This is a genomic window from Asticcacaulis sp. AC460, assembly GCF_000495795.1.
Classification (GTDB): Bacteria; Pseudomonadota; Alphaproteobacteria; order Caulobacterales; family Caulobacteraceae; genus Asticcacaulis.
In genome coordinates, this window is sequence record NZ_AWGD01000008.1 from 40,486 (window position 1) to 65,784 (window position 25,299).

Annotated in this window: 21 protein-coding genes; 12 read left to right on the top strand and 9 right to left on the bottom strand. The window is 61.6% G+C overall.

What is annotated here, in order from left to right:
• Positions 1-22 precede the first annotated feature (22 nt).
• Entirely contained in the window at positions 23-997 is a 975-nt protein-coding gene (locus ABAC460_RS48075) for an RDD family protein (RefSeq protein ID WP_023452033.1), read from the top strand.
• Between the two features lie 601 nt (positions 998-1,598).
• Here the strand turns inward: ABAC460_RS48075 and ABAC460_RS28630 are convergent.
• From ABAC460_RS28630 to galU, 3 genes are all read right to left on the bottom strand, one after another.
• Positions 1,599-2,288 carry an AraC family transcriptional regulator gene (locus ABAC460_RS28630; RefSeq protein WP_023452034.1) on the bottom strand — a complete coding sequence of 230 codons (690 nt, stop codon included), beginning with the start codon at positions 2,286-2,288 and terminating at the stop codon, positions 1,599-1,601.
• A 201-nt stretch (positions 2,289-2,489) separates the two neighbouring features.
• A complete protein-coding gene (locus ABAC460_RS28635) occupies positions 2,490-3,992 on the bottom strand; it encodes a phosphomannomutase/phosphoglucomutase (protein ID WP_023452035.1) in 1,503 nt (500 codons plus the stop codon).
• Between the two features lie 94 nt (positions 3,993-4,086).
• Complete coding sequence (galU, locus tag ABAC460_RS28640) at positions 4,087-4,962, bottom strand: UTP--glucose-1-phosphate uridylyltransferase GalU (RefSeq protein ID WP_023452036.1); 876 nt, start codon at positions 4,960-4,962, stop codon at positions 4,087-4,089.
• 365 nt (positions 4,963-5,327) lie between these two features.
• Here galU and ABAC460_RS28645 point away from each other — a divergent pair, with 365 nt between their 5' ends.
• Positions 5,328-6,536: a glycoside hydrolase family 27 protein gene (locus ABAC460_RS28645; protein WP_031236378.1), complete on the top strand. Its 1,209-nt coding sequence runs from the start codon at positions 5,328-5,330 to the stop codon at positions 6,534-6,536.
• Positions 6,537-6,646: 110 nt separating this feature from the next.
• Here ABAC460_RS28645 and ABAC460_RS28650 read toward each other — a convergent pair whose 3' ends face one another.
• Together ABAC460_RS28650 and ABAC460_RS28655 are read right to left on the bottom strand one after the other, a co-directional pair.
• On the bottom strand, positions 6,647-7,603 hold the full coding sequence (locus ABAC460_RS28650; protein ID WP_023452038.1) for a glucokinase: 957 nt from the start codon (positions 7,601-7,603) through the stop codon (positions 6,647-6,649).
• Positions 7,604-7,865: 262 nt separating this feature from the next.
• Entirely contained in the window at positions 7,866-8,558 is a 693-nt protein-coding gene (locus ABAC460_RS28655) for a FadR/GntR family transcriptional regulator (protein ID WP_023452039.1), read from the bottom strand.
• Between the two features lie 278 nt (positions 8,559-8,836).
• Here ABAC460_RS28655 and ABAC460_RS28660 point away from each other — a divergent pair, with 278 nt between their 5' ends.
• Positions 8,837-10,462: a DUF5597 domain-containing protein gene (locus ABAC460_RS28660; protein WP_023452040.1), complete on the top strand. Its 1,626-nt coding sequence runs from the start codon at positions 8,837-8,839 to the stop codon at positions 10,460-10,462.
• Between the two features lie 110 nt (positions 10,463-10,572).
• Positions 10,573-13,458, top strand: a complete 2,886-nt coding sequence (locus ABAC460_RS28665; protein WP_023452041.1) for a glycoside hydrolase family 31 protein — start codon at positions 10,573-10,575, stop codon at positions 13,456-13,458.
• Between the two features lie 292 nt (positions 13,459-13,750).
• Here the strand turns inward: ABAC460_RS28665 and ABAC460_RS28670 are convergent, their stop codons facing one another.
• From ABAC460_RS28670 to ABAC460_RS28680, 3 genes are all read right to left on the bottom strand, one after another.
• On the bottom strand, positions 13,751-14,608 hold the full coding sequence (locus ABAC460_RS28670; protein ID WP_023452042.1) for a sialate O-acetylesterase: 858 nt from the start codon (positions 14,606-14,608) through the stop codon (positions 13,751-13,753).
• 104 nt (positions 14,609-14,712) lie between these two features.
• Positions 14,713-15,843 (bottom strand): hypothetical protein, encoded by a 1,131-nt coding sequence (locus ABAC460_RS28675; RefSeq protein WP_155914569.1) that lies wholly within the window; start codon positions 15,841-15,843, stop codon positions 14,713-14,715.
• A gap of 128 nt (positions 15,844-15,971) precedes the next feature.
• Entirely contained in the window at positions 15,972-16,301 is a 330-nt protein-coding gene (locus ABAC460_RS28680) for a hypothetical protein (protein WP_023452044.1), read from the bottom strand.
• A gap of 181 nt (positions 16,302-16,482) precedes the next feature.
• Between ABAC460_RS28680 and ABAC460_RS28685 the strand changes: the two genes are divergently transcribed.
• The 8 genes from ABAC460_RS28685 to dxs all read left to right on the top strand — a co-directional run bounded on the left by ABAC460_RS28685 (position 16,483) and on the right by dxs (position 24,674).
• On the top strand, positions 16,483-16,824 hold the full coding sequence (locus ABAC460_RS28685; protein WP_155914570.1) for a hypothetical protein: 342 nt from the start codon (positions 16,483-16,485) through the stop codon (positions 16,822-16,824).
• On the top strand, positions 16,821-17,435 hold the full coding sequence (locus ABAC460_RS28690; RefSeq protein ID WP_023452046.1) for a hypothetical protein: 615 nt from the start codon (positions 16,821-16,823) through the stop codon (positions 17,433-17,435). Before ABAC460_RS28685 ends, ABAC460_RS28690 begins: the two co-directional genes overlap by 4 nt.
• Before the next feature lie 66 nt (positions 17,436-17,501).
• Positions 17,502-19,349: a glycoside hydrolase family 2 protein gene (locus ABAC460_RS28695; protein WP_031236380.1), complete on the top strand. Its 1,848-nt coding sequence runs from the start codon at positions 17,502-17,504 to the stop codon at positions 19,347-19,349.
• 114 nt (positions 19,350-19,463) lie between these two features.
• Positions 19,464-20,705, top strand: a complete 1,242-nt coding sequence (locus tag ABAC460_RS28700) for an SAM-dependent methyltransferase (RefSeq protein ID WP_023452048.1) — start codon at positions 19,464-19,466, stop codon at positions 20,703-20,705.
• A gap of 273 nt (positions 20,706-20,978) precedes the next feature.
• On the top strand, positions 20,979-21,566 hold the full coding sequence (locus ABAC460_RS28705) for a histidine phosphatase family protein (protein WP_023452049.1): 588 nt from the start codon (positions 20,979-20,981) through the stop codon (positions 21,564-21,566).
• A complete protein-coding gene (locus tag ABAC460_RS28710; protein WP_023452050.1) occupies positions 21,563-21,799 on the top strand; it encodes an exodeoxyribonuclease VII small subunit in 237 nt (78 codons plus the stop codon). The genes ABAC460_RS28705 and ABAC460_RS28710 overlap by 4 nt, the downstream gene beginning before the upstream one ends.
• Positions 21,800-21,808: 9 nt before the next feature.
• The gene (locus ABAC460_RS28715) at positions 21,809-22,720 is read left to right on the top strand and encodes a polyprenyl synthetase family protein (RefSeq protein WP_023452051.1); all 912 of its coding nucleotides are present in this window, start codon (positions 21,809-21,811) and stop codon (positions 22,718-22,720) included.
• Between the two features lie 34 nt (positions 22,721-22,754).
• Positions 22,755-24,674 (top strand): 1-deoxy-D-xylulose-5-phosphate synthase, encoded by a 1,920-nt coding sequence (gene dxs, locus ABAC460_RS28720; RefSeq protein WP_031236382.1) that lies wholly within the window; start codon positions 22,755-22,757, stop codon positions 24,672-24,674.
• 59 nt (positions 24,675-24,733) lie between these two features.
• On the opposite strand, the gene ABAC460_RS28725 is transcribed toward dxs, so the two are convergent.
• Positions 24,734-25,207, bottom strand: coding sequence for an RcnB family protein (locus ABAC460_RS28725; RefSeq protein ID WP_023452053.1), 474 nt, complete (start codon positions 25,205-25,207; stop codon positions 24,734-24,736).
• Positions 25,208-25,299 lie beyond the last annotated feature (92 nt).

The window sequence follows — 25,299 nt, forward strand, 5'->3', positions numbered from 1 at the left end:
GCGTCCAGCAATGGGGGCGGGGATGACTGAAGACACACCAAAACATTTCGCCGGGTTCTGGCCACGGGTCGGGGCATGGCTCGTCGACGCGATCGTCCTCGGGCTGATTGGCTACGCCATCGGCTGGGCCGCGTTCGACTATGTCTCGCCCTTGGGGGCGAATGCACGGTTTATCGGTTTGGGGATCGGTGTTCTGTATCACGGCATTTTGGGCAGCAGCCTCGCCGGCGGCCGCACGTTGGGCAAGCGGTTGCTGGGGCTGAAGGTGGTGAGCCTGAACGGCAAGCCGCTCAATCTGTTCGTGGCGCTGTGGCGGGCGATCTTCCTGGTCGGGCCGGCCATACTCAATGGCTGGTTCTTCTATATCGCCGACCCGGTTTTGTTTCAGGTTCTGAGCGTCGTCGCCATCACCGCCGTGTTCGGTGTCGGCCTGGCGCAGATCTATCTGGTGCTGTTCGGCGGGCCGGCGCGCCGGCTGTTTCACGACCTGCTGTCGGGATCGGTGGTGGTTTATGCCGCGACGCGTGAGGTTCCAAAGCCCAAGGGCGCTGTCCATGCCGCGGTGGCCGCGGTGCTGGTTTTGGGGGCGGCGGGCCTGGCGGTCGTCGGGCCTGGCCTGGTCGCGGCGTGGTTTCCAAGCGCGGTCGTGTCATATCCTGCGGAACAGGCGGTCGCAGACGCCGTCGGCAAGCTGCCCGAAGTCGGTGAGGTCGGGGTTACGAACAATACCCACACCTACTATTCCGACGGCAAGGCGACAACGACAAGCACGCTGATCGTCACCGCCAGGACCGGCCGGTGGGCGGCGGATACCAATCCGCTGCTGGCGAAGATCGGCGCTGAAACGGTGAAGGTTTACAAGTTCGCGCCGGGGCAGGAACTGACGGTCAAGGTCGTCAACGGCTTCGACCTGGGGATCGCCAGCCTGACCAGCGCCAGGAGTGTACCCTACAGGACGGACTGCACGGCTGCGGACACGACCTGTCTGATGGAGTGACGCCGCACATGGCGGGTCATGGAAATCGACTGTTTAGAAGGACGTACATGGTACGCGCGATCGTCTTGGTTCTGATACTGTGCGCCGCCAGCGGGGATACGGGCTGATCGACTACGGGCCGGTGCTGCGGGACGGGAAGGGGCTGTTGAAGGCCGAGTATACCAGCGATGGGATACATCCGAATGATCAGGCTAATGCGGTGATGGCGGGTGGCTTATCGGATGATTGAGGCGACGTTGGCGCGGTAGGAGGCGGAAACACCTGCGGGCCAAATCCCCCACCGTCTCATTTGCTTCCAGCAAATGATCCACCTCCCCGCATAGCGGGGAGGTATAAGTTATTAAAAATTATGGTTTTTTTGCGGTGGCGCGGGTTTAGCTGCAGGTGCAGGTAGGTCCGCACGAGCAGGTTTCACCGCAGCCCTGCGCCTGGATGGCAGGGGCGCCGCAGGTGCAGTTCGGGCCACAGGCGCAGGTTTTGCCGCATTGGCAGTTCGGGTTGGTGTTCATGTTCGTCTCCTTGATATGAAGTCCGCAGTATTGCGGGACGTCGGCTGTTTAGACCTTTGGGAGCGGAGACACTTGAACGAAGGGGCTAAACTTCAGGCCGGCGACAGGGCCGAGGGGACGATGCCGAACATGCGCCGGCAGGTGCGCGTCAGGTGGGCCTGGTCGGCGAAGTTGGCGCCCATGGCGGCTTGAGTCCAGGACGTACCGCTGAAACCCAGTTCGATGGCGCGTTTGACACGGGCCCACAGCACGAACGGCCGGAAGGCTACGCCCGTTTCGGTGACAAACAGGTGGCGCAGGCGGCTTTCGCTCAGGCGGATGTGGGCGGCGGCTGCGGGCAAGGTGAGCTGTTCGTCGATATGGGCGTGGATCCAGTCGATCAGGCGAAGGATACGCGGATCGGTCGGGTGCGTCGGTGTGCGGAGGCCGGCCAGGTCGGCGAAGATATTTTGCGTTTCGTGAGTCAGGGCTTCGTCGGGGGCGTCTTCGCGGAAGAGGCGGACGAGGTTTTCGGTCAGGTGCTGCGTGGTGGGGGAGATGGGGTTTGGGAAACGTTCGAGGAGGCTGCGGCCGAGGTGTGATTCCGGCTCCAGGAAGAGGTTGGCGACCAGGTTGCCCGACGCCAGGTATTCGTGGGCGACGTCCGGCCGGATGATGGCGCCGGTATGTGGTGTCCAGGTCTCGTTGGTGTCGGTTCTGAGGCTGATCGGAGCGTCGATGCCGAACGCGATCTGAATCGCGTGGTGGGCGTGCAGGTCGGAACCGCCTTGCGCACGGCCCATCCACAGGCTCCCGCCCGGCCAGAAGATGATGCGTCCCGTTCCCCTGAGTTTCATAGGGGCAGGATGGACCGAGGGAGGGGATTTGGCAAGAAGGGGGCGGGAAGGAAGTAAGAAAGATACCCCTCCGTCGGCTTCGCCGACACCTCCCCACTTCGTGGAGAGGAGGGCGTTTTCGGCATCATTTGATGTGGTTCTGAGGGATCAAATCTCTTGGTTGTAGGCGCCGATTTCCGGGTAGGCGGCCAGGCGAGGCTTTACTTCCTTGCGGAACAGATCGCGCATGTCGTCTTCCGAGCGCAGGGATTCGACCACGACCACCAGTTCCGGCTTGTTCGACGAGGCGCGGACCAGGACCCACGAACCGTCTTCCAGATGCACGCGGGCGCCGTTGACCGTAATCACTTCCTTGATCTTGCGGCCGAGGATCTCGCCACCGGCAGCGCCCAGGGCTTCGTATTCCTTCACGATGCGTTCCAGGACCTCGTACTTGAGCTCATCGTCGCAGTGCGGCGACATGGTCAGGGATGTAAAGGCCTGGGGCAGGGCGTCCTTGAGCTCCGACAGGGTCTTGTCCGGGTTGCGGTCCAGCATCGACAGCACCGCTTCGGCGGCGACCAGGCCGTCGTCGTAGCCGCGGCCGATGGGATTGGCCAGGAAGAAGTGACCCGACTTTTCGAAGCCGGCCAGGGCCTTCAGTTCGGAGGTCTTGCGCTTGATGTAGCTGTGGCCGGTCTTCCAGTAGACCGTGGTGGCGCCGTTGGCCTTCAGCACCTCGTCCGTCGCGTAGAGGCCGGTCGACTTCACGTCGACGACGAAGGTGGCGTCCTTGTAGATGGCCGACAGGTCGCGGGCCAGCATCAGGCCGATCTTGTCGGCGAAGATTTCCTGGCCGGTGTTGTCGACCACGCCGCAGCGGTCGCCGTCACCGTCGAAGCCGAGCGCCAGGTCGGCGCCGTGTTCCTTGACGGCCTTGGCCATCTCATGGAGCATTTCGTGGTCTTCGGGGTTGGGATTGTATTTCGGGAAGGTCGAGTCGAGATTGCAGTCCATCTCGATGACTTCTGCTCCCATCGCACGAAGCGTTTGCGGCGCGAAGGCGCCGGCCGTGCCGTTGCCGCAGGCGCAGACGACCTTCAGCTTGCGCTTGAGTTTCAGCTTGGAGGCAACGTCGTCCATGTAGCGTTGTTGCACGCCGTCGACCTGCTTCAGCGAGCCTCCGGGACGTTCGACGCCGAGACCGCCCAGGACGATGTCCTTCAGGCGGGTCATTTCTTCCGGGCCGAAGGTCAGGGGCGCCTGGGCCCCCATCTTGACGCCGGTCCAGCCGTTGTCGTTGTGCGAGGCGGTGACCATCGCGACGCAGGGAATGTCGAGGTCGAACTGGGCGAAATAGGCGATCGGCGACAGGCACAGGCCGATATCGACAACCTCGATGCCGGCCTGGACCAGACCCAGGATCAGGGCGTTCTTGATGTTGATCGAGTAGGAACGGTAGTCGTGGCCGGTGACCAGTTTCGGCGCGACGCCGCGTTCGTGGATGTAGGTGCCCAGACCCAGGCCCAGGGCCTGGATGCCCAGCAGGTTGATCTCTTTGCCGAACAGCCAGCGGGCGTCGTATTCACGGAAGCCGGTCGCCTTGACCAGCGGGATGGTTTCGAATTCGAAGGTGTTTTCGGCAATGGCGGGGAGGGGCTTCACGGACATGGTCTATCTCTCACAAACAAATGGAGGTTGAGGCAACAAGGTCAGACGGGTGTTTCGTCCCGGCAGGTTTGTATTCACCTGCTCCTAAGATGCTCTACGAAAAATAAGGGGACAAGGCGGCGCGCGCGGCTTCGCCCAGGTCGGTACGCTTTAACGCCAAGGCGACATTGGCTCGTAAGAGGCCGATCTTGTCGCCGCAGTCATAGGTCGTACCATCATATTCCAGCGCGTGGAAGCTTTGGGTTTCCATCAGGCGGAACATCGAGTCGGTAAGCTGGATCTCGCCGCCGGCGCCGCGGCCCTGGGTCGAGAGCAGTTCGAAGATTTCCGGTTGCAGGACGTAGCGGCCGGAGACGATCAGGTTGGACGGCGCCGTGCCCTGGGGCGGCTTCTCGACCATGCCGGTCATCTTGTTCAGGCGGCCGTCTTGTTTCTCGAGCGCGACGACGCCGTATTGATGTGTCTGGTCGTGGGGGACGGCTTCGACGACGATGATGTTGCCGCCGACCTGATCATAGGCCTGGATGGCTTGTTTCAGGGCCGGGACCTGCGCGTCCATAACCATGTCGGGGAGGATGACGGCGAAGGGTTCGTCGCCGATGATGTCGCGGCCGCACCAGACGGCGTGGCCCAGGCCCTTGGGCTGCATCTGGCGCACGAAGCTCATCTCGCCTTCCCTGGGCAGTTCGGCCAGGAGCTCGTCCAGGATGGCGGTCTTGTTCTTGTCGCGCAGTTGCGATTCGAGTTCGACCTGGTGGTCGAAATAGTCCTCGATGGCGCCCTTGGAGCGGCCGGTGACGAAGACGAAATGTTCGATGCCGGCGGCGCGGGCTTCGGCCACGACATAGGACAGGATGGGACGGTCGACGACGTTCAGCAGTTCCTTGGGTACCACCTTGGTGCCGGGAAGGACGCGGGTACCCAGGCCGGCGACGGGTACGACCGCCTTGCGAACGCGTTTATGTGACACGTGAACCCCTTAAATCAGTGTGGCAAATCCGCCTATACGGCGTGAAATTATGAACAGCGGCGGCACGTTAGTGTGCAGACGGCAAAACGGCAACCACCGTCATGAAAAATTCTTGCGAACGCGAAATAAGCCAAAAAATTACCTCCCGGGTGAGGCCGGGAGGTGAAAGTCGTGTTGGGAGGATTCCTGCAACAGGAAACAACGACCGGAAAAAGCCGTTACCTGCTGGATATCATGTCAGACAAATAACGCAAACAAATTATGCAATTTAAAATATTTAATTTTTGAAACTTGTCAGCCGGGATATTGTCATATTTATTCTGGGTAAAAGCAGGCCCCGGCAAGGGGATTCAGGGAGATATGAGATGACGGGATTACGCATGACCGTGGCCGTGGCCGCGATGGTGGCGGGCTTGGCGGCGACGGGTGTGGCGTCGGCGCATGAGACGCTGGATTTGACCGCGCCCAAGCCGAACCTGGCGGCGACGCCACCCATGGGATGGAATTCGTGGAACAAGTTCGCCTGCAATATCGACGAAGGCAAGGTGCGGGCCGTGGCCGACGCCATGGCGTCGACCGGCATGAAGGATGCGGGTTATCAGTATATCGTCATCGATGATTGCTGGCAGACCGAGCGCGCGGCCGATGGCACCATCCAGGCCGATCCGGTCAAGTTCCCGTCGGGGATCAAGGCCCTGGCCGACTATGTCCATTCGAAGGGGTTGAAGTTCGGTCTGTATTCAGATGCGGGCGTGAAGACCTGCGGCGGCCGGCCGGGCAGCGCCGGTTATGAGTTCCATGATGCCCGGACCTATGCGTCATGGGGCGTCGATTTTCTCAAGTATGACTGGTGCTATACCGGGCCGCGCAATGCAGAAGCCGCCTATACCATCATGGCCAAGGCGCTGCGGGCTTCGGGGCGGGATATCCTGCTGAGCATCTGCGAGTGGGGCGATAACAAGCCGCGCGACTGGGCCGCCAAGGCCGGACATCAGTGGCGGACGACGGGCGATATCCGCGATTCGTGGGATATCGATGAGGGGTATAGCCATTCGTTCACCTGGATTTTGGACCGCCAGGCCGACCTGTGGAAGGATTCGGGACCTAACCAGTGGAATGACCCGGACATGCTGGAGGTCGGCAACGGCGGCATGACGGCGATCGAGTACAAGGCGCATTTTTCTTTGTGGGCGATGCTGGCGGCGCCGTTGATTGCAGGGAATGATCTGTCGGCTATGGACCAGGAGACGCATGACATCCTGACCAATAAGGATGTCATCGCCGTCGACCAGGATGTGTTGGGGCAGCAGGGGCGTCGGTTGATCGATGACGGCGATTTCGAGGTCTGGGTGCGGCCGTTGGCCGGTGGTGACCGGGCTGTGGTGTTGTTCAACCGGTCGGCGGCCGCCAAGGTGATGTCGGTCGATTGGGAGACCTTGCAGTTGCCGGCGGAGATGAAGGCGACCGTCAAGGATCTGTGGAGCAAGCAGGTTACCAAGAAGGTCAAGGGCCGCTATTCGGCCGAGGTGCCTTCGCATGGCGCGGTGATGGTGCGGATTACGCCGACGGTATAATCGGGAGGGTTGGCGGATGGGGTATCGATCGTATACCCCTCCGTCGGCTTCGCCGACACCTCCCCACTTCGTGGAGAGGAGGAGGACTCTAAAACTGACAATGCCTGTCTTTAGTGGAAGAGGGTTTGCAGGCCCTTGAAATCGGCGTCAGGAGAGGTGACCTGGTAGGCCGGGACCGCGCTCAGGTAGTCGCCGATGCGGCCGTCCTTGCGGAACTCACGGCCGAAACGGTCCTTGTCGACAAAGTCCGACAGCATCTCGATCAGTTGCCCCGACAGGTACACTCCGCCGCGGGCGCCCGTCGTCAGCACAAAGTCTGCCGAGGCCCGGGCCAGCCAGTCCAGGCACATGGTAATCGCCGCCTTCGCCCGGGCATGGCCGCCATGGGCCAGGTGGACAATGTCTTCGACAGATAAGGCTGGAGACGGAACGCCTTCGAGGTCGCTCAGGGCCTGGAAGGTGTCGCACAAACCGCCGATCGACACGGCGCGCTCAATCGAAACGTGACCGTAGCGGGCCTTCAGGTATTTGAAGACGGCGAACTGTTCGTCGCTGGCCGCGGGCAGGTCCATATGGCCGCCGGCGCCGGCAAAGGCCGTCCACTGGTCGTCGGCGTCCTTCATGACGATGGCCAGGCCGAGGCCTGGGCCGGTGCCGATCACGCAGCGCGAGGCGTCGATATATTCCGACAGGTCGTCGCCGGGGCTCAGGGTGACATAGTCCTTGGGCGTCAGGTTCGGAATGGCCATGGCGCGGGCGACCGTCGGGTTGACGATATGCAGGCGCTTGACGTTGAAGACGCGGCGCAGGCGCTCGCGTTCGATGTCGTAGCCGTGGTTGGGCATGTGCTGGATGCCGTCCTGCTCCCAGCCGGGGGCGGAGATGGCGGCGGCGGTCAGGAAAGGCGCGCCGTTCTCGTCAAGGAAGTCATTGACCGCGTTCTCAAACCCCGGCGCGTCGCCGGCGGCGAATTCGCCCGACGTCAGGATGCCGTCACGTTCGTTGATCAGGGCAAGCCGGGCTGAGCCCTTGATGGCCAGGTTGCATAACAGAATAGCGTTCGACATGTCTCAGGTCCGCTGTGTCGCTCCCCCGGCGGCGGTAGCGCGGGGATAGTACCCATCGATCGGTGAACAAGGAGATAACGCTGTAATGAGGCGATTTGATGCCTTCGGAGGACGAGGCGGGGGAGGGGAAGAGTACTGCGGGCCAAATCCCCCACCGTCTTATGAGCTGACGCTCATAATCCACCTCCCCGTATAACGGGGAGGAATAAGTTATTGTAAATTAGGCTTTCTTTCTCACTCGACCAAATGGAGATCGTTCGCGCTACTTGACGGTCTCTATGAGCTTGAGTGAGTCGCGTAAAATGGCTTCGGAGGCCTGTTTGGCGGCGTCGGCATCGCCGTGTTCGATCGCCACCAGGACGGCTTCGTGGGCGGCAATGCTGGCGGTATGGCCGGAAATCTGGTTGGTCAGCTGGATCGACAGCTGCAGGGCGTTGTTGATCAGCGGCTTCAGCCGCCAGAAGAAGGGGTTGCCCGAGGCCTTCAGGATGGCGACATGGAAGTCGATATCGGCCTGAAGGCCCGCCTCCTGGTCGCCGGAGGTCGCGATCATGGCTTCCAGGCCGTCGCGGATCTGGGCGATCGCACGCTTGTCCTGGACCTCGGCGGCCAGGGCGGCAGCGGTCGGTTCAATGGCCAGGCGCATCTGGGCGAATTCACGGAAAATCTTGTTCGAGAAGGGCCGCTCCATCAGCCAGCGCAGCACGTCCGGATCGAGCAGGTTCCAGTTGTCGACGGGCTCGATGCGCGTGCCCTGGCGCTGACGCGACGACAGCAGGCCCTTGGCCGACAGCATCTTGACGGCTTCGCGCATGACGGTACGCGAGGCGCCGTAGTGCTGGCAAAGTTCCGCTTCGGTCGGGAAGGTCTTGCCGTCGAATTCGCCGGTGACGATCGATTGACCCAGCGTCTTCAAAAGACCGTAAGCCAGGCTGACGCCGTGTTCGGAACGCATTATAATTTTCCATCGGGTTGCGCAGATTCGCGCACCTGCGGGCGAAACTGACAAAAAACCGGTCATAACACAAGTTGCGTCGATTGGACTTGCCGGATCGGTGGCAATTTTATATGACAAATTTCACACGTGATAAAAACTGCATATATGGAAAGAGCCGGTGAAAACCTGGTTTTTCCCGTAATCTGCGAAACGGCCTTAATGGGCGAACGGATAGGGAGCTTCGGGTGAGACAATCAACAGCCAAGCGAATCGGCGGCGTGGTGTTAGCGTTATCAATGGTTTTAGCCGCGCCGATGGCGCAGGCCGCGGCCAAAAAGGCCGCTCCCGTGAAGCCGATTCCGGCGCTGGTGCAGAAGGATGGCAAGTTCGCGCTGATGGTCGATGGCGCGCCGTTCCTGATCCTGGGCGGCCAGGCCAACAATTCCAGCAACTATCCGGCCGCGTTGAAAGACGTCTGGCCGGCGATCAAGGATCTGAACGCCAATACCCTGGTCATGCCGGTGGCGTGGGAGCAGGTCGAGCCCGTCGAAGGGACGTTCGATTTCAGCTTTGTCGACGCGCTGATCAAGGAAGCGCGGCAGAACAATGTCCGCCTGGTCATCCTGTGGTTCGGTACCTGGAAGAATACCGGTCCCAGCTATACGCCGTCGTGGGTCAAGGGCGACAATAAGCGTTTCCCCCGCCTGACCAACAAGGATGGCACGCTGTCCTATGCCCTGTCGCCGCTGTATGAGACGACGCGCGAGGCCGACAAGCGGGCCTATGTCAAGTTGATTGAGCATATCAAGGCGATCGACAGCGGCCAGCGCACCGTCATCATGTTGCAGCCGCAGAACGAGGTCGGGGTCTATGGCGCGGCGCGTGACCATTCCGCCAAGGCCAATGCCATCATGGCCCAGCCGGTGCCGGAGGCGTTGCTGCGCAAGTTCAACAAGCCGGCTGGGAATTGGAACGAAGTCTTCGGCAAGGATGCCGACGAGTTCTTCCATGCCTGGTCGATCGCGTCCTATGTCGACAATATCGCCGCGGCCGGCAAGGCCGTCTATCCGCTGCCGACCTATATGAACGCGGCTTTGAAGGATCCGTTGAATCCGGAGCAGGCGCCGGGTTCCTATGCATCCGGCGGGCCGACCTACAATGTCATTGACGTCTACAAGGCGGCTGCACCGCATATCGACCTGCTGGCGCCGGACCTCTATTCGCCGGGCTCGCAGAGCTATGAGGCGACCTTGAACTTCTATGCCCGCAAGGACAATGCCCTGTTCGTCGCCGAAAGCGGGAACCGGCCGACCTATGCGCGGTTTATCTTTTCGACCCTGGGACGTCAGGGCATCGGTTTCGATCCGTTCGGCTTCGACTATACCGGCTATTCGAACTTCCCGCTGGGGTCGACCCAAAGCGGTCCCGAGATGGTCAAGCCGTTCGGCGATCTTTACGAGCTGTTCCGTCCGCTGGAGCGGGTGTGGCCCAAGCTGTCGCTCGAAAGCCAGGTCTGGGGCGTGTCCGAGCCCGACGATCATTCGGCCCAGACTCTGGATCTGGGACCGAATTGGAACGCCAAGGTCACTTACCGTCAGTGGCAGTTCGGCATGCCGGAATGGGACCCGGAGAACAAGAACGGCTATCCGGAAGGTTCGGAGATTCCCAGTGGTGGGGTTGCCGTGGCGAAGCTGTCGGATAATGAGTTTTTGGTGGCAGGCTACCATGCCCGGATTTCGTTCGGGGCCGGGTCGGCGAATGCCGCGAAGGGATTTATCCTCGACCGCGTCGAAGAAGGTCACTACGATGCCAAGGGTAATTGGGTATTCGAGCGCGTGTGGAACGGGGACCAGACGGATTACGGTTTGAACTTCGCGCAGCCGCGGTTGTTTAAGGTAAGATTGGCGACGTTCGAAAAGTAAGAAAGATACCCCTCCGCCGGCTTCGCCGGCACCTCCCCATCAAGATGGAGAGGAGGGAGCGAGCTTTGGCGCCGACCTGTGGAGGCGCCCACAAAAATCAGGGAGTTGAGATGATGAAGATGAAGGTTCTGGCATCGGTTTCGGCCTTGGCCATGATGGTCTGTGCGGGCTCGGCCTGGGCGGGCACGTTCGAGAAAACCGCCACCGGCGTGATCGTGCGCCCCGACAGCGGCGCCGAAAAGGAAATCGTTCTCGAGGTCATCCGCGACGACATCATTCATGTCGTCGGGCTGGACGATCCCAAGCGGGCGCAGATCCCGTCGCTGATGTCCGTCGTCGAAGGCCAGAAGGGTGGCTTTACCGTTACCGAAGAGGGCGGGGCGGTTGTGCTGAAGGCCGGCAAGTCGTCGGCCAAGGTGTCGCTGAGCGACGGCAACCTGACCTTCTACAATGCCGCCGGCGAGGCCGTGCTGACGGAAGCCAAGAGCAGCATCACCCCGGTCACCGTCGAGGGTCAGCCTTACGTCGCTACCCAGGCGCAGTTCAACCGTGGTACCGGTGAGGCCTTCTACGGCCTGGGCCAGCACCAGAACGCCCAGATGAACCTGAACGGCGAAGACGTCGAAATCCGCCAGCACAATATGGATATCGGCATCCCGTTCGTGGTGTCGGACAAGAATTACGGCCTGTTGTGGGACAACAACTCGGTCACCCGCTTCGGCGATCCGAAGCGTTACGGCCATCTGGGCCGTGACCTGAAGCTTTCGGATGTTAAGGGCAAGGCCGGCGCGCTGACCGCCAAATACTATGTCGACGGCAAACTGATCCTGACGCGCCGTGAAGCCGTCATCGACTATCAGTTCCTGTCGGACGTCGCCAAGAACTGGCCCAAGGACAAGGCGCTGACCACCCAGGCGACCCAGGGCAAGCAGGTCAAGGTGGTGTGGGAAGGCACGCTGTCGACCGACAAGACCGGCCGTCACAAGTTCCGCCTCTATTCGTCCGACTATGCCGACCTGACGCTGGACGGCAAGAAGACCCTGAGCGTGTGGCGCCAGAACTGGAACCCGTGGTACCACAATTTCGAAGTCGACATGACCGCCGGCAAGCCGGTCCAGTTCCAGCTGGAATGGAAGCCATCCGGCGGCATGGTCGCGGTCGTCCATAATGATCCGCTGCCCGATCAGGACCGTCACTCGCTGACCCTGACCTCGGAAGTGGGCACGGGGCTGAACTATTACTTCATCTCGTCCGACAGCCTGGACGGGGTGATCGGCGGTTATCGCCACGTCACCGGCCAGGCGCCACTGATGCCGAAATGGGCCTATGGCTTCTGGCAGTCGCGTCAGCGCTATGAAACGTCGGAACAGGCCCTGGGTGTGCTTAAGGAATACCGCGCCCGCGGCTGGCCGATCGACAACATCGTCCAGGACTGGTTCTACTGGCCGGAAGACCAGTGGGGCTCGCACGATTTCGACAAGACGCGCTTCCCCGATCCGAAGGGCTATGTCGACGAGGTCCACAAGCTGAACGCCCGGATCATGATCTCGATCTGGGGCAAGTTCTATGCGAACACCGCCAACTTCAAGGAGTATGAGGCCAAGGGCTATATGTGGATGGGCAACGTCAAGGACGGCGCCCGCGACTGGGTTGGCCCGGGTTACCTGAACTCGCACTATTCGCCCTATAATCAGGAAGCGCGCGACATCTATTATCGCCAGCTCAAGGACAAGCTGATCGACCTGGGCTTCGACGCCTGGTGGATGGACAATACCGAGCCGGACGTGCGCTCCAACACCAGCCCGGAAGAGTTCGCCAAGCTGATCACCCCGACCCAGATGGGGCCGGGCGCCGTGGTGCACAACGCCTATGCGCTGATGAACACCAAGGCGATGTATGACGGGCTGAAGCGTGATCAGCCGGACGAGCGCCAGTTCATCCTGACGCGGTCGGGCTTTGCCGGCGTCCAGCGTAACGCGGCGGCGGTGTGGTCGGGCGATACGGTCGGCCGGTGGAACAACCTGCACGACCAGATCTCGGCCGGGGTTCAGACTGGCTTCTCGGGCGTGCCGAACTGGACGCATGATATCGGCGGCTATGCCCAGGAGGCGCGCTATCAGGGCGCAGATGTCGGCGGCTTGCAGGAAAACCGTTCGACTGCGGCGGCCCAGATCAAGCCGGAGGATTTGAAGGAATGGCACGAGTTGAACCTGCGCTGGTTCCAGTTCGGCGCCTTCTCGCCGCTGTTCCGGTCGCACGGGGAAGGCGTCAAGCGCGAGATCCATATCATCTCGCCCGAAGGCTCGGACATGCGCGACAGCATGGTGTGGTACGACAAGCTGCGTTACCGCCTGATGCCGTACATCTATGCCAATGCGTCGGATATCTATTTCAACTCGGGTACGCTGATGCGCGGCCTGGCCATGGACTTCCCGGGCGACGCCAACGGCAAGAACATCAATGACGAGTACATGTTCGGCAAGGCCATCCTGGTCGCGCCGGTGTCGGAATACGGTGCCCGGTCGCGCAAGGTCTATCTGCCGGCGGGGACCGACTGGTACGACTTCTATTCCGGCGCCAAGGCCAGCGGTGGGCAGACCCTGGAGGTCAATGCTCCGGTTACCCAGATGCCGCTGTTCGTTCGGGCCGGCGCGATCATACCGTTCGGGCCGACCATCCAGTATGTTGACGAAAAGCCCGATGCGCCGCTGGTCTTCCACGTCTATACCGGCAAGGACGGTTCGTTCAGCCTGTACGAGGATGACGGCGTGTCGAACGCCTACGTCAAGGGCGGTTATTCGCGGATTCCGCTGACCTATAACGAGGCGACGGGCGAGTTGATCATCGGTGACCGCACCGGCAGCTTCAAGGGCATGGTTGAGAACCGGACGTTCCGGGTGCGCTTCATCACGCCGGGTGTGTCGACTTCGGCGGCGATGGACGATTACTCGGTCGAGGTCGCCTATACCGGTAAGGCGATCACCGTGAAGAAGTAGGCTTTACGGATTGGATTGACAGGAACCGCACGCGTCGAAAGGCGCGTGCGGTTTTTTGTGAAAGATTACGGCGGGCCCAATCCTCCACCGTCTCATTTGCTACCGCAAATGATCCACCTCCCCGTATCACGGGGAGGGATTATATTATTGAGATTCACACTCCTCAGTTTGGACTGATTGTCGCTGCGAAGTAGGAATATTGGCTAAGCCTTCGCGCCTTCGCGTCTTCGCGTGAAATCAATTCAAGGGCAGCAAGAGGTCGCACGCGAAGACGCGAAGGCGCGAAGGAGAGTTATAGCGTCAGCAGGCGTTCGGCGTAGCGGCGGCCGAAGGCGCGTTGCCCGGCGGCGTCGAAATGGACCGGGTCGCCCGGCTTGCACGTCAAACCCGCGCTCGACACCCAGCCGGAACGGGGCAGGTGCCGATCGATGTTGTGCAGGTAGTCCAGGAACAGCCGCATCTGCTCCGGATCGAGCTTCTGCAGGGCTTTGCCCTCGCGCGCCAGGTATTGCGGCGTCAGCTCACCAGCTACGATCGGGGCGTCGGCGGCGCCGGTGATCTCGGCGCGCAGGGCCTGCATCAGTTCGACATGCGCCGCCGCGTAGCCGGCCATGGCGTGCGCGCCGATGTCACTTTCGCCCTGGTGCCACAGAATGCCGCCGAAGGCCACCGGCCCGGAGGCCTGTGCCGCGCGGATGGCGGCGTTGGCACGGGCGACGGCCCTGCGGTAGAGGTCGCCGCCGACCGCGCGGTCCTGGGTCCGCAACCAGCGCTGGCCGTAGTTGGGGACCTGTTCGAAGAAGCCCGTACCGCCCCAGGCCGCGCCGACCAGCAACAGCCGGCCGCCTTTTGCGGCGTGCCAGGCCTTGGCGAAGGACATGCCCGGGCCGATGGCGGTTGGCTTGGCGCCGCGTTCGGGGTGCGGGATCGGGTCGGTCGCCGGAATGATGCCGGCGTCGGGATCCCACATGAATATATCGGGTGAGGGGAGGCCGTCGGCATCCATCGGCTTGGGGATGACACCGCGCCCGGCCATGTTCGACTGGCCGGCCAGCAGGAAGACCTGCCAGGCAGCGGAGCCGGTGACCTGGGGCGTGGCCCCGAGCCCGAGGGCGGCGGCTCCGGCCATGGCGGTACGTCGGTCGATCATCGGATGTGCCCCGCTGGTGTCCAGGTTCAGCCGCAACTATAGGGCAAATCGGCCAGAAAGGGGCAAGTCTTGTCGCGCCTGGGTATCAGATAGACGTGTCGTACTTATGGGGTCCCCAGGGCGGCGTTGACGAAACTGTCCATCAGGCTGTTGACGGCGCCGGATACCCTTGATTTGTAAAGCCCGGGATCGGTGAGATGAGCGGCGATATTGATGTGTTTGGCGCCGCCGAGGAGGAAGCCGGTCAGGCGCTGGCCCGAGGTTTCGCCGGAATCGCTCAGGGTGAACAGGTCCGAACCGAGGAAGATCGGGTTTCCAACCGCGACAACGACATCGCCATCTTTGGGCGGCGCCATGTGGGTGGCCGGAATCTGCCGGACACTTTCGCCCTTGCGGTTGGTGCTACCGGGAAGCCGGAACGACAGCCGGGATTGTTCCTCGCGGATACGCACATGGCTGGAGGCATTGGCCGTGTGCTCGGCCCGGTCCAGCGTGCCACCACCACCGCCAAAACCCCAGCGGTTGGCGCCGGCTTCGACCTTGCCGAAATCGACCACCTGCCAGGCCTTGACGACAACCGCATCCAGCGCCTTGGCCAGGTCGATTTCCCATCCCGGAAGCTGATAGGGTTTCAGCCGTTTCATCATGGTCGGCGGATTGGGGGCGCCGCCGTCGCTTTTGCCATTGTACAATTCAAAATTGCCCGTTTCCGGACCATAGCTCTGAAACGGCGCGAGGCCGGTCGCCGCGACCAGTACGGCCTTGCCGTCGCCGTTTCCCCAGTAGGCCGGGCTGCCGAATCCCGTCGCCGTCTGGATGGTTCGGTAGGCCGGTTGCGACGCCAGGACCGATGTGTCCAGAACCTCGATGCCGTGTGAGATAAAATCCGCCTTTAACCGGGCATAACCGGCGTCGGTAATCTCCTGCATGAGGCCGACGTCGAAATTTTCCCAGGCGTTCGACGCTGCCGTCTCGGCCTTGTTGAACCGTGTGGCCTCGCGAAAGTCGCTGGCTTCGGTCTGGAAGGCGATGACGTAGTTGGCAATGACGACGCGCTTTATCCCGGAGAGCGCCGCCGCATTGGCATTGGGAAAGAATATGTCGCTGTTGGGCGCCTCAGCCGTCTTGTCCTTTTTACCGAAGGCCAGGGCTTCCTGGCTGCCCAGGGTCGCGATCAGCCCAAGGGCGCCGGCTGACAGCATGAGATTGCGGCGTGACGGGTGTGATATGGACATGGTGTCATTCGCTTCCTTGATGGACACAGTCGAATTCGGTTGAAATCCGGTATTGCGTCTTCATCTGTTGGGGGGGGGGGGAGGTGTCGCCGGACGGTGACCGTCCGTTGACTGACGATATTTTCGCCTCAGGAGGGTTCGTCGGCCTTGCCGCATACGGCCCTGGCTCTGGCCATGGCCTCATCGACCTGGCTCTGGATTTCCTGGAGATCTATCGTGGTCCTGACACCGGCCGACGCCAGGATGGCGCCCGAAAGCTCGTCCCGGGCATAGGTGTAATAGCGGCAGGCATCGTGATACTTGCCTTCTTTTTCGTATTCCAGGGCGGCGATCATATGGTCGTACCCCGCCAGGGCGCGCTTCTTGATGGTTGCCTCATCCTGGGCATGGGCGGCAAGCGGAAGAAACGATACAGCTATGGCAACCGCCGCGCTTACGATGGCAGACCTGGTCGTCATGTGAACGTTCCTTCTAAAGGATGATGAGGCAGCATCGTCGCGTGCCCCGTCATCGCCCGAACCGGTGGCCAGGTCTTCACCCGTTCAGGGGATAGCGGTTTGGCGTTTCACCGGTATCGTGGCGTCGGGAATGCTGATCCGAACTCCAGACCAGCCTGTGACCTGACAACCGAGGTAAGCCATGACGCCGTTCATCCGTAGACACCGTAAGGTGTTCCTTGCCGTATTGGCGTTGTCGGGGGCCGCATGTCCCGTCATCGCAGAGGACTACAGTACGATGGTCGACCAGGCGGTCAACGCCTATAACGAAGGTATCGATGCCGAAGAAAACGGCAGATACGCCGATGCCTGCAGTCGTTACAGATATGCCGCAGATCGGTTTGAAAGCGCCATCTATTCCCTGGTCGGACAGCCCATGCAAACCGAGGAGCAGCGCGAAGGCGTAAAGGCGTACGCCGAACATTTGCAAGAGAATGTCGATAGCGCCAAGGCAAATGCCCGCGAAGTTTGTGGCAAGTCATGATCATCGGGGATCGTCTTCGCGCGATGGCCGCCGTCGGTTTTATGGCCCTGGGTTTTTGCGCTTGTTCGCAGGACGGATCGCATGCGCAGGGTGTTGAGCCCGGGGCGGCCGCGCAGAGCTGGACGATCGTGCCGACCGGACCGGACGCCAAGGTGGTGCAGGCAACGCGCACCGTGGCGCTGCAGGGCGGTGGGGAACTGGATCTGCGCCTCAGTTGCGACTTCCGGCCCAGTTCCGATCCCATCATGAACGGGTACTGGCTGAAACTGGAAGGCAGCTTCAAGGGCGCCGACGGGACGCAACTGGGTATTGGCGACAGCGCCCTACGTGATGGCCTGGCGATGTTCGTGGTGGTGCGTTCGACCGGTGAGGCCGGCCAAATGGGGGCGGAAGCGACCACGCCGGACCATTTTACCTACGATAACAATCAGACCAACGAACTCAACCAGGACAACAACGACCCCGCCAAGGTCGAGATCGCCAACAGCATCGATATTCCCTTGAGCGACGGCCGGATCATATCGGTGATGATGCAAAAGGAAGATGCCGGATACACGGGGTTGATCTCGCAATGCGCGGGGTTGGGGCCGAAGACGGGCGATAAATTGTGATCGATAAGGATTGAAATTGATCGTTTTGTAGTCGAAGATGCCGGAAATCCAGTTTGGAGAGCCGGTATGAGGATAATGCGCGCGCTGATGGCCATGGTGCTGGTCTGGCTGGTGGCTGGAACGGTCGCGGCCCAGGATCTGCGGCCAAGGGTTCTGTTGACGGGGCGGAGCGGTGATGACCTGTCGGGCCAGTGGACCTATTCCAAGGACCTGTATCGGACGGGGTTGACCGACATCAATGGCTGGGTCGCCAAGTCGCGCATGCAGCGCTATCGCGATGTCGATGTCGCCGCCGAGGAGGCGAGGGGCGGGGCCACGTTTTTCGAGTTCGACCTGGACCGCGGGCCGCAGATGGGCATTCCCGGCGCGTGGAATTCGGCGGAAGCGGAACTGCGATATTATAACGGGCTGATCTGGTTCCAGCGTAAGTTTACGCCTCAGGCGCTGGAGGGGCGGCGGGCGTTTTTAAGGTTCGAGGCGGTCAATTACCGTGCCTATGTCTATCTCAATGGCAAGGAAGTCGGGCGGCACGAAGGCGGGTTTACGCCCTTCGTGGTGGAGATCACCGACGCTCTGAGATCGGGCGAGAACCGGCTGACGGTCGGGGTGGATTCGCGCCATGACGACCAATCCATTCCGACCGAGATCACCGACTGGGACCTGTATGGTGGGATCACCCGGCCGGTGCGGGTCATCTATACGCCGGCGACCTTTATCGATGACGCGACCCTGGAATTGACCGGGGACGGGCGGTTGGCCGGTGGGATTCAGTTGAGCGGACCGGGCGCGGCCGGGCAGGCAGTGACCCTGACCGTTGCCAGGCTGGGGGTAACGGTCAGGGCGACGACCGATGCGACGGGCTATGCGGCGTTTGATCTGAAGGCGCCGCGGGGTTTGCAGCGCTGGTCGCCGGAGACGCCGGTTCTTTACGATGTCGGGTTTGCCACGGCGGACGACCGGGTGAGCGACCGAATCGGTTTTCGGACGATTGCCGTCAAGGGCAACGAGATCTTGTTGAACGGCAAGCCAGTCTTTCTGCGCGGGGTGTCGATGCACGAAGAGGAACTGGGCAGCAATCCCGGCCGGATCATCAATGAAGCTTCGGCGCGGGCCTTGCTGAGCGAGATCAAGTACGGGCTGAACGGCAACTATGTCCGGTTGTCGCACTATCCGCATTCGGAGGTGACGGTGCGGCTGGCCGATGAGATGGGGTTATTGGTGTGGAGCGAGATCCCGGTCTACTGGACGGCCGACTGGGACAATCCGGCGGTGCTGGACAAGGCCCGGCGGGTGCAGGCCGAGACCATCTATCGCGACCGCAACCGGGCGTCGGTGATCATCTGGAGCATCGGCAACGAGACGCCGGTGTCGGAACCGCGCACCCGGTTTCACAGCGCTTTGTCCGATACGGTGCGCAGCCTGGATCCGTCACGGTTGATCGGGGCGGCGTTGCTGGTCGAACGCAAGACGGTGGATGGCCATCCGGTGATCGAGATCGCCGATCCGCTGCTGCCGAAGCTGGATGTGATGGCGGTCAATACCTATGCCGGATGGTATGGCGATGACGGGCTGGACGACTTGCCGGGGATGGTGTGGGATGTGCCGGCGGACAAGCCGCTGATCTTTTCGGAGTTCGGCGCCGATGCCCTGGCGGGGTATTTTGATCCGACGGCGACGCACAAGTTTTCCGAGGACTATCAGGCGCAATATTACCGCAGGACACTGGCGATGGCGGACCGGATCGGTAATCTGCGCGGCATGTCGCCGTGGATATTGAAGGACTTCCGTTCGCCGCGGCGTGAGCATCCGGTGTACCAGAACGGCTGGAACCGCAAAGGGCTGCTGTCGGAGACGGGGGAACGTAAAATGGCCTTTGAAATTTTGGCGGACTACTACAAAGACAAATTGCACTGATCTGCCATCCCGCCTTGTTTTCTTATGAATAAGGGGCATATTCAGGATCGGGCCCCGCGTCCAATCCCGGCGGCCCGACGTACAAGAGTCTCAACCTCATAACCAAGGTCGACCATGTCCGCTGACGCCTCCACCCCCATTTCCGCCGAAACCGAACTGAAAGCGTTACCGTTTCATCTGCGCAAAGGCGTCGAGGTCCTGCGCAAGGCTTTTCACTACGGCACGCTGGAGGTGGTTCTGCCGTCCGGTGCGCATATGGTGATCGCTGGCAAGGCACCGGGCCCGACCGGCGTGCTCCTGGTCAGCGATTTCAACTTCATGAAGCGGGTTATGGACTCCGGCGATATTGGCTTTTGCGACGGCTATCGCGAAGGCGAGTGGGACACGCCCGATCTGGCCACACTGCTGGAAGTTCTGACGCTCAACAGCTACCACCTGGGGCAGTTGTTCACAGGCAACCCGATCATGCAGACGATCAACAACCTGCTGCACGCCTTCAACAAGAACACGAAAAATGGCAGCCGGCGTAATATCTTTGCCCATTATGACCTGGGCAACAGTTTCTACGATCAGTGGCTGGACCAGAGCATGACCTATTCGTCGGCTCTGTTCAGCGGGGATCGGTTCAGTGAGCACAAGGATCTGGGCGCCGCCCAGACCGCCAAGTATGCCAAGCTGGCCAAGCTGGTCGACCTGAAACCCGGCCAGCACGTGCTGGAAATCGGCTGCGGCTGGGGCGGGTTCGCGCAATATGCCGCCGAGGTGATTGGGGCCAGGGTGACCGGGCTGACCCTTTCGCCGGCTCAGCGTGAATATGCCATCGAGCGGATGGAACGGCTGGGGCTGTCCGACAAGGTCGACATCCAGCTCAAGGACTACCGCGACGTCGAGGGGCAGTATGATGCCGTGGTCTCGATCGAAATGTTCGAGGCGGTCGGCGAGGCCTATTGGAAGACCTATTTCGACAAGCTGCACGATGTGTTGAAAAAGGGCGGCAAGGCGGGATTGCAGATCATCACCATCGCCGACGAGGTGTTCGAGGATTATCGCAAGCGGGCCGACTTTATCCAGAAGTATGTCTTCCCGGGTGGGATGCTGCCTTCGGCGCAGAAGCTGGTCGAGCAGACGCGCGCGGCCGGGTTGAAGATGGTGTCGGATTTCCGGTTCGGCCATGATTATGCCGAGACGTTGAAGCAATGGGGCGTCAGGTTCGAAGACGCCTGGAAGGAAGGACGGATCAAGGGGTTTGATGGCTCGTTCCGGAAGTTGTGGCTGTTTTATCTGGCCTATTGTGAAGCTGGGTTCCGCACTGAGCGGACCAATGTCGTGCATCTGGAACTGCAGCGGGCGGATTGAGGTTCGGCTGGCGTCTGAGACTGGGGGGACGACATATACCCCTCCGCCGGCTTCGCCGGCACCTCCCCAGCCTCGCCGGCAGGCATTCGTGGAGAGGAGGGCGTTTTTGGATTTCCACAGTGCTCAGCCGGGCGACCGTCGTGAAAGGGCTTGTCTACGCCGTTAAGGAACGTTACCAACGGGCCCTGTTTTCTTACCATAGGCGAATCCGCAAGGACCCGCCGATTTGGGGACCCGGTGCGCGACACTGTAACCAATTCTGAAGCCCCCCCTATGGGTGCCATCACGCTGTGCCGTCACGGCGAACCGGCGCTGTCGCGGCGGCATACCATGGACTGGCGCGGTTATCGCGACTGGTGGGCCAGGTACGAGGAGGGCGGGCTGCTGGAAGGCCAGACTCCGCCGCATTGCCTGGAAGACTATGCCCGCGATGCACGTTACATCTATTCCTCGACCCTGCGCCGGGCCCAGGAAACCGCTCTGGCCGTGTGCGGCGGGCGGGCCTTTGAGCCGATGGACATGCTGGTTGAAGCGCCTTTGCCGCCGCCGAAGCTGCCGACCTGGATCAAGCTGTCGCCGAAATCGTGGGGATGGGGCACCGTGTCGCGGCTGTGGTGGTGGTATTCCGACCGCCACGAGGCCGAAGAAACCCGTGCCATGGCCGAGAAGCGCGCGAAGGACGCCGCCGATTTCCTGGTCGCAAAAGCCCGCGAAGGCGGTGACGTATTGGTATTGGCGCACGGCTATTTCAACCTGATGATCAGCCTTGAACTGAAGAAGATGGGCTTTATAAAGACGGTGGAGCAGGGGTTCAAATACTGGGGGTGCCGCCGCTACGAGCTGAAAAGGGACCGCAAATGAATGATACCGTTGAATTGTCGTTTGAGGACGCCCTGAAGCAGCTCGAAAAGATCGTCAGTGAGCTCGAATCGGGCCAGGCGCCGCTGGAAAAATCATTGGACCTTTATAAAAAGGGTGCTGAGTTGAAGGCGCTGTGCGAAGCGCGCCTGGAAGCCGCCCGCCTGCAGGTCGAAAAGATTTCGCTGAACAAGGCCGGCGTCCCTGAAGGCGTGGCTCCCGCCGTTTTTGAATAAGGATTCGCCGTGACGCCGGTCGCCGCCAATACCGACCTTCCGCCGCTGCAGCAAAGGCTGGCGGAGACGGCTGACTTGGTCACCGTGGCGCTGGACCGGCTTTTGCCGCGTGGCGAAGGACCGGAATGCCGGCTGACCGAGGCCATGCGTTATGCGGCGCTGGGGCCCGGCAAGCGGTTGCGGCCCTTCTTTGCGCTGGAAACGGCGCGGTTGTTCGATGCCGACGCGAACGCCGTCTTGCGCGCCGCCTGTGCCCTGGAATGCATTCACGCCTACAGCCTGGTTCATGATGATCTGCCGTGCATGGACGATGACGACCTGCGCCGCGGCCGGCTGACCGTGCATCGCGCCTATGACGAGGCGACCGCGGTTCTGGCCGGGGATGCGCTGCAGAGTGTCGCTTTCGAGATCATGGCGTCCGAGGATACCCATGATGATCCGCTGGTGCGCTGCGAGCTGTTGCGGATGTTGGCCCAGGCGGCCGGCGCTCAGGGCATGGCCGGCGGCCAGATGATCGACCTGATCGGGGTCCATGACGACCTGGGCGGGGTGGCGCGGATGCAGCGGCTGAAGACCGGCGCTTTGATCGTCTACGCTTTCCAGATTCCGCTGGTCATTGCCGATGTCGGCGAACGCGAAGGCATGGCGGTGACCCACTTCGCCCAGGACTTAGGGTTGGCCTATCAGATCGCGGACGATGTGCTCGATATCGAGGGCGATCCGGAGGAGATGGGCAAGGCCGCTTCAGGTAAGGATGCCGCCAAGGGCAAGACCAATTTCGTCACCCTGCTGGGGCTGGATGAGGCGAAAAGCCGCGTCAAAATATTGTCCGAACAGGCCAAGTCCCGTCTTGATATTTTTGGCGGAAAAGCGCGATACTTGCGCGAAAGTGTTGACTTTGTTCTGAACCGGCGCAATTGAACGCCGTTCGTTGCGTGTGAAACGGTTGTCCGACTTGTCTCCTGAAACCCCCGTTCTCGACAGCCTGCATGAGCCGCAGGATATCCGGCGTTTGAGCCCGACCCAGGTCAAGGCCCTGGCCGACGAGGTTCGCGCCGAGACCATTGATGTCGTGTCGAAGACCGGCGGGCACCTGGGTTCGGCGCTGGGTGTGGTCGAGCTGACGGTGGCTTTGCACCATACCTTCGAGACGCCGCGCGACATCCTGATCTGGGATGTCGGGCATCAATGCTATCCGCACAAGATCCTGACCGGACGACGCGACCGTATCCGGTCGTTGCGCCAGGGCGGGGGATTGTCGGGGTTCACCAAGCGGTCGGAAAGCCCCTATGATCCGTTCGGCGCGGCCCATGCGGCGACGTCGATTTCGGCGGCTTTGGGGTTCTGCGCTGCGCGCGATCAGAAGGGCGAGGATCACAAGGTCATCGCGGTGATCGGCGACGGTTCGATGTCGGCCGGCATGGCCTATGAGGCGATGAACAATGCCGCCGAAACGACGCGCAACCTGACGGTTATCCTCAACGATAACGACATGTCGATCGCCCCCCCGGTCGGCGGCATGAGCGCCTATCTGGCCAACCTGGTCTCGGGTGGCGCCTATCAGGCTGTGCGGCGGTGGGGCAAGAGCGTGGCCGAGCGGCTGCCGCGGTCGATCTTCGAACTGGTTCGTAAGTCGGAGGAGTTCTCGCGGACCTATGTCACCGGCGGGACCTTCTTCGAGGAGCTGGGATTCTATTATGTCGGGCCGATCGACGGCCACAATATGGAGCATCTGTGCCAGGTGCTGCGGCGGGTGCGCGAAATCCGCGATCGGCCGGTGCTGGTCCACGTGGTAACGCAGAAAGGCAAGGGTTATGACCCGGCCGAGAACGCCGCCGACAAGTATCATGGCGTCGCCAAGTTCGATGTCATTACGGGTGAGCAGTCGAAGCCGAAATCCAATGCGCCGAGCTATACCGAGGTTTTTGCTTCGGAGCTGATCAAGCAGGCGCGCCGGGACGATCGCGTCGTCGCCATCACCGCCGCCATGCCGTCGGGTACCGGGCTGGACCGCTTTGCCGAGGTGTTTCCGACGCGGTGTTATGACGTGGGAATCGCCGAACAGCATGCGGTGACTTTTGCGGCCGGGTTGGCGGCCGAGGGCATGAAGCCGTTCTGCGCCATCTATTCGACCTTCCTGCAGCGTGGTTACGATCAGGTGGCGCACGATGTGTCGCTGCAGAACCTGCCGGTGCGCTTTGCGATCGACCGGGCGGGGCTGGTCGGGGCCGATGGCGCGACCCATGCCGGTTCGTTCGATATCGGTTATCTTGGCGCGCTGCCGCATATGATGATCATGGCAGCGTCCGATGAGGCCGAACTGGCGGCGATGATCGCCACGGCGACGGCCTATGATGATGGCCCCAGTGCCTTCCGCTATCCGCGCGGTGACGGTGTAGGGGTGACGATTCCGGAGATTGCGGAACCGCTGGCGATCGGCAAGGCCCGGATCGTGCGGGAGGGCTCCAAGGTGGCCATACTGTCGCTGGGAGCGCGGTTGCAGGAGGCTTTGAAGGCCGCCGATATGCTGGCGGCGCGGGGCCTGTCGACGACAGTGGCCGATGCGCGCTTTGCCAAACCGCTGGATACCGACCTGGTGCTGCAACTGGCCAAGAACCATGAGTGCCTGATTACGGTTGAAGAAGGTTCCGTGGGTGGTTTCGGCGGGTTCGTTCTGCACTACCTGGCCGGTGCCGGGGCTCTGGATAACGGTCTCAAGATACGGACCCTGACCCTGCCGGATATCTATCAGGATCAGGACAGTCAGGCGAACCAGTATGCGCAGGCTGGGCTGGATGCGGCCGGGATCGTGCTGACGGCGGTCAAGGCGCTGGGGCTGGAAGACGTCCTTGCCGCCAAGCTGGTCAAGGGATAACGAAAAAAACGGCGCCCTCCGGTGGAGAGCGCCGTTTCAGTTCAGTTTACGGCCCGGCTCTAGTAATCGCCGCCGATGATCAGGCCGGCGATCAGGCCCGTGGCGACAGCGGCCAGGACGTAGTTGTCGTCGACCCGGCGCCATTCATAGCCACGCGGCGGGGAATAGAGGCGGCGATGGCTGCGGTAGTCGACATAGCGGCCGCGGTTCCAGTCATCGTAACCGACATAACCGCCGCGGCGCCAGTCGGAACGGTCGCGCCAGCCGTTGTGGTAACCATTGTTGTAGTGGCGACGGTCGTCGCGGCGGTCCCACCGGTCACGGCGGTTGTCGTAACGGTCCCAGCGGTCGCGCCGGTCATGACGATCCCAGCGATCGCCACGATCGCGATGATCGTAACGGTCGCCGCGATCATAACGGTCACCACGATCGTGGCGGTCATAACGGCCGTGGTCGCGGGCCATGGCGGCATCGCTCAGGACGAAGGTCCCGGCGAGGACGGTGGCCAACGTAGCAGCAATAAAGCGTTTCATGGCGAATTCCTCAAAAATCTGTTGCAGTCGCCCCGTATGTGCAAATGTAACCGGCCTGACATGAACCCGACATGAATAGTGCCGTCAGGTTC

Coding starts and splice junctions, on each gene's coding strand:
- ABAC460_RS28630 (WP_023452034.1), bottom strand. CDS start 2,288: ATGGGCCGTGCGCAAGGCGGTTCCGACCTGCACGCCCACCACGCGATT.
- ABAC460_RS28675 (WP_155914569.1), bottom strand. CDS start 15,843: ATGTCCATATCACACCCGTCACGCCGCAATCTCATGCTGTCAGCCGGC.
- ABAC460_RS28645 (WP_031236378.1), top strand. CDS start 5,328: ATGACGGGATTACGCATGACCGTGGCCGTGGCCGCGATGGTGGCGGGC.
- ABAC460_RS28660 (WP_023452040.1), top strand. CDS start 8,837: ATGGTTTTAGCCGCGCCGATGGCGCAGGCCGCGGCCAAAAAGGCCGCT.
- ABAC460_RS28695 (WP_031236380.1), top strand. CDS start 17,502: ATGAGGATAATGCGCGCGCTGATGGCCATGGTGCTGGTCTGGCTGGTG.
- ABAC460_RS28680 (WP_023452044.1), bottom strand. CDS start 16,301: ATGACGACCAGGTCTGCCATCGTAAGCGCGGCGGTTGCCATAGCTGTA.
- ABAC460_RS28665 (WP_023452041.1), top strand. CDS start 10,573: ATGATGAAGATGAAGGTTCTGGCATCGGTTTCGGCCTTGGCCATGATG.
- ABAC460_RS28710 (WP_023452050.1), top strand. CDS start 21,563: ATGAATGATACCGTTGAATTGTCGTTTGAGGACGCCCTGAAGCAGCTC.
- ABAC460_RS28685 (WP_155914570.1), top strand. CDS start 16,483: ATGACGCCGTTCATCCGTAGACACCGTAAGGTGTTCCTTGCCGTATTG.
- ABAC460_RS28635 (WP_023452035.1), bottom strand. CDS start 3,992: ATGTCCGTGAAGCCCCTCCCCGCCATTGCCGAAAACACCTTCGAATTC.
- ABAC460_RS48075 (WP_023452033.1), top strand. CDS start 23: ATGACTGAAGACACACCAAAACATTTCGCCGGGTTCTGGCCACGGGTC.
- ABAC460_RS28650 (WP_023452038.1), bottom strand. CDS start 7,603: ATGTCGAACGCTATTCTGTTATGCAACCTGGCCATCAAGGGCTCAGCC.
- ABAC460_RS28725 (WP_023452053.1), bottom strand. CDS start 25,207: ATGAAACGCTTTATTGCTGCTACGTTGGCCACCGTCCTCGCCGGGACC.
- ABAC460_RS28690 (WP_023452046.1), top strand. CDS start 16,821: ATGATCATCGGGGATCGTCTTCGCGCGATGGCCGCCGTCGGTTTTATG.
- ABAC460_RS28705 (WP_023452049.1), top strand. CDS start 20,979: ATGGGTGCCATCACGCTGTGCCGTCACGGCGAACCGGCGCTGTCGCGG.
- ABAC460_RS28655 (WP_023452039.1), bottom strand. CDS start 8,558: ATGCGTTCCGAACACGGCGTCAGCCTGGCTTACGGTCTTTTGAAGACG.
- ABAC460_RS28700 (WP_023452048.1), top strand. CDS start 19,464: ATGTCCGCTGACGCCTCCACCCCCATTTCCGCCGAAACCGAACTGAAA.
- ABAC460_RS28670 (WP_023452042.1), bottom strand. CDS start 14,608: ATGATCGACCGACGTACCGCCATGGCCGGAGCCGCCGCCCTCGGGCTC.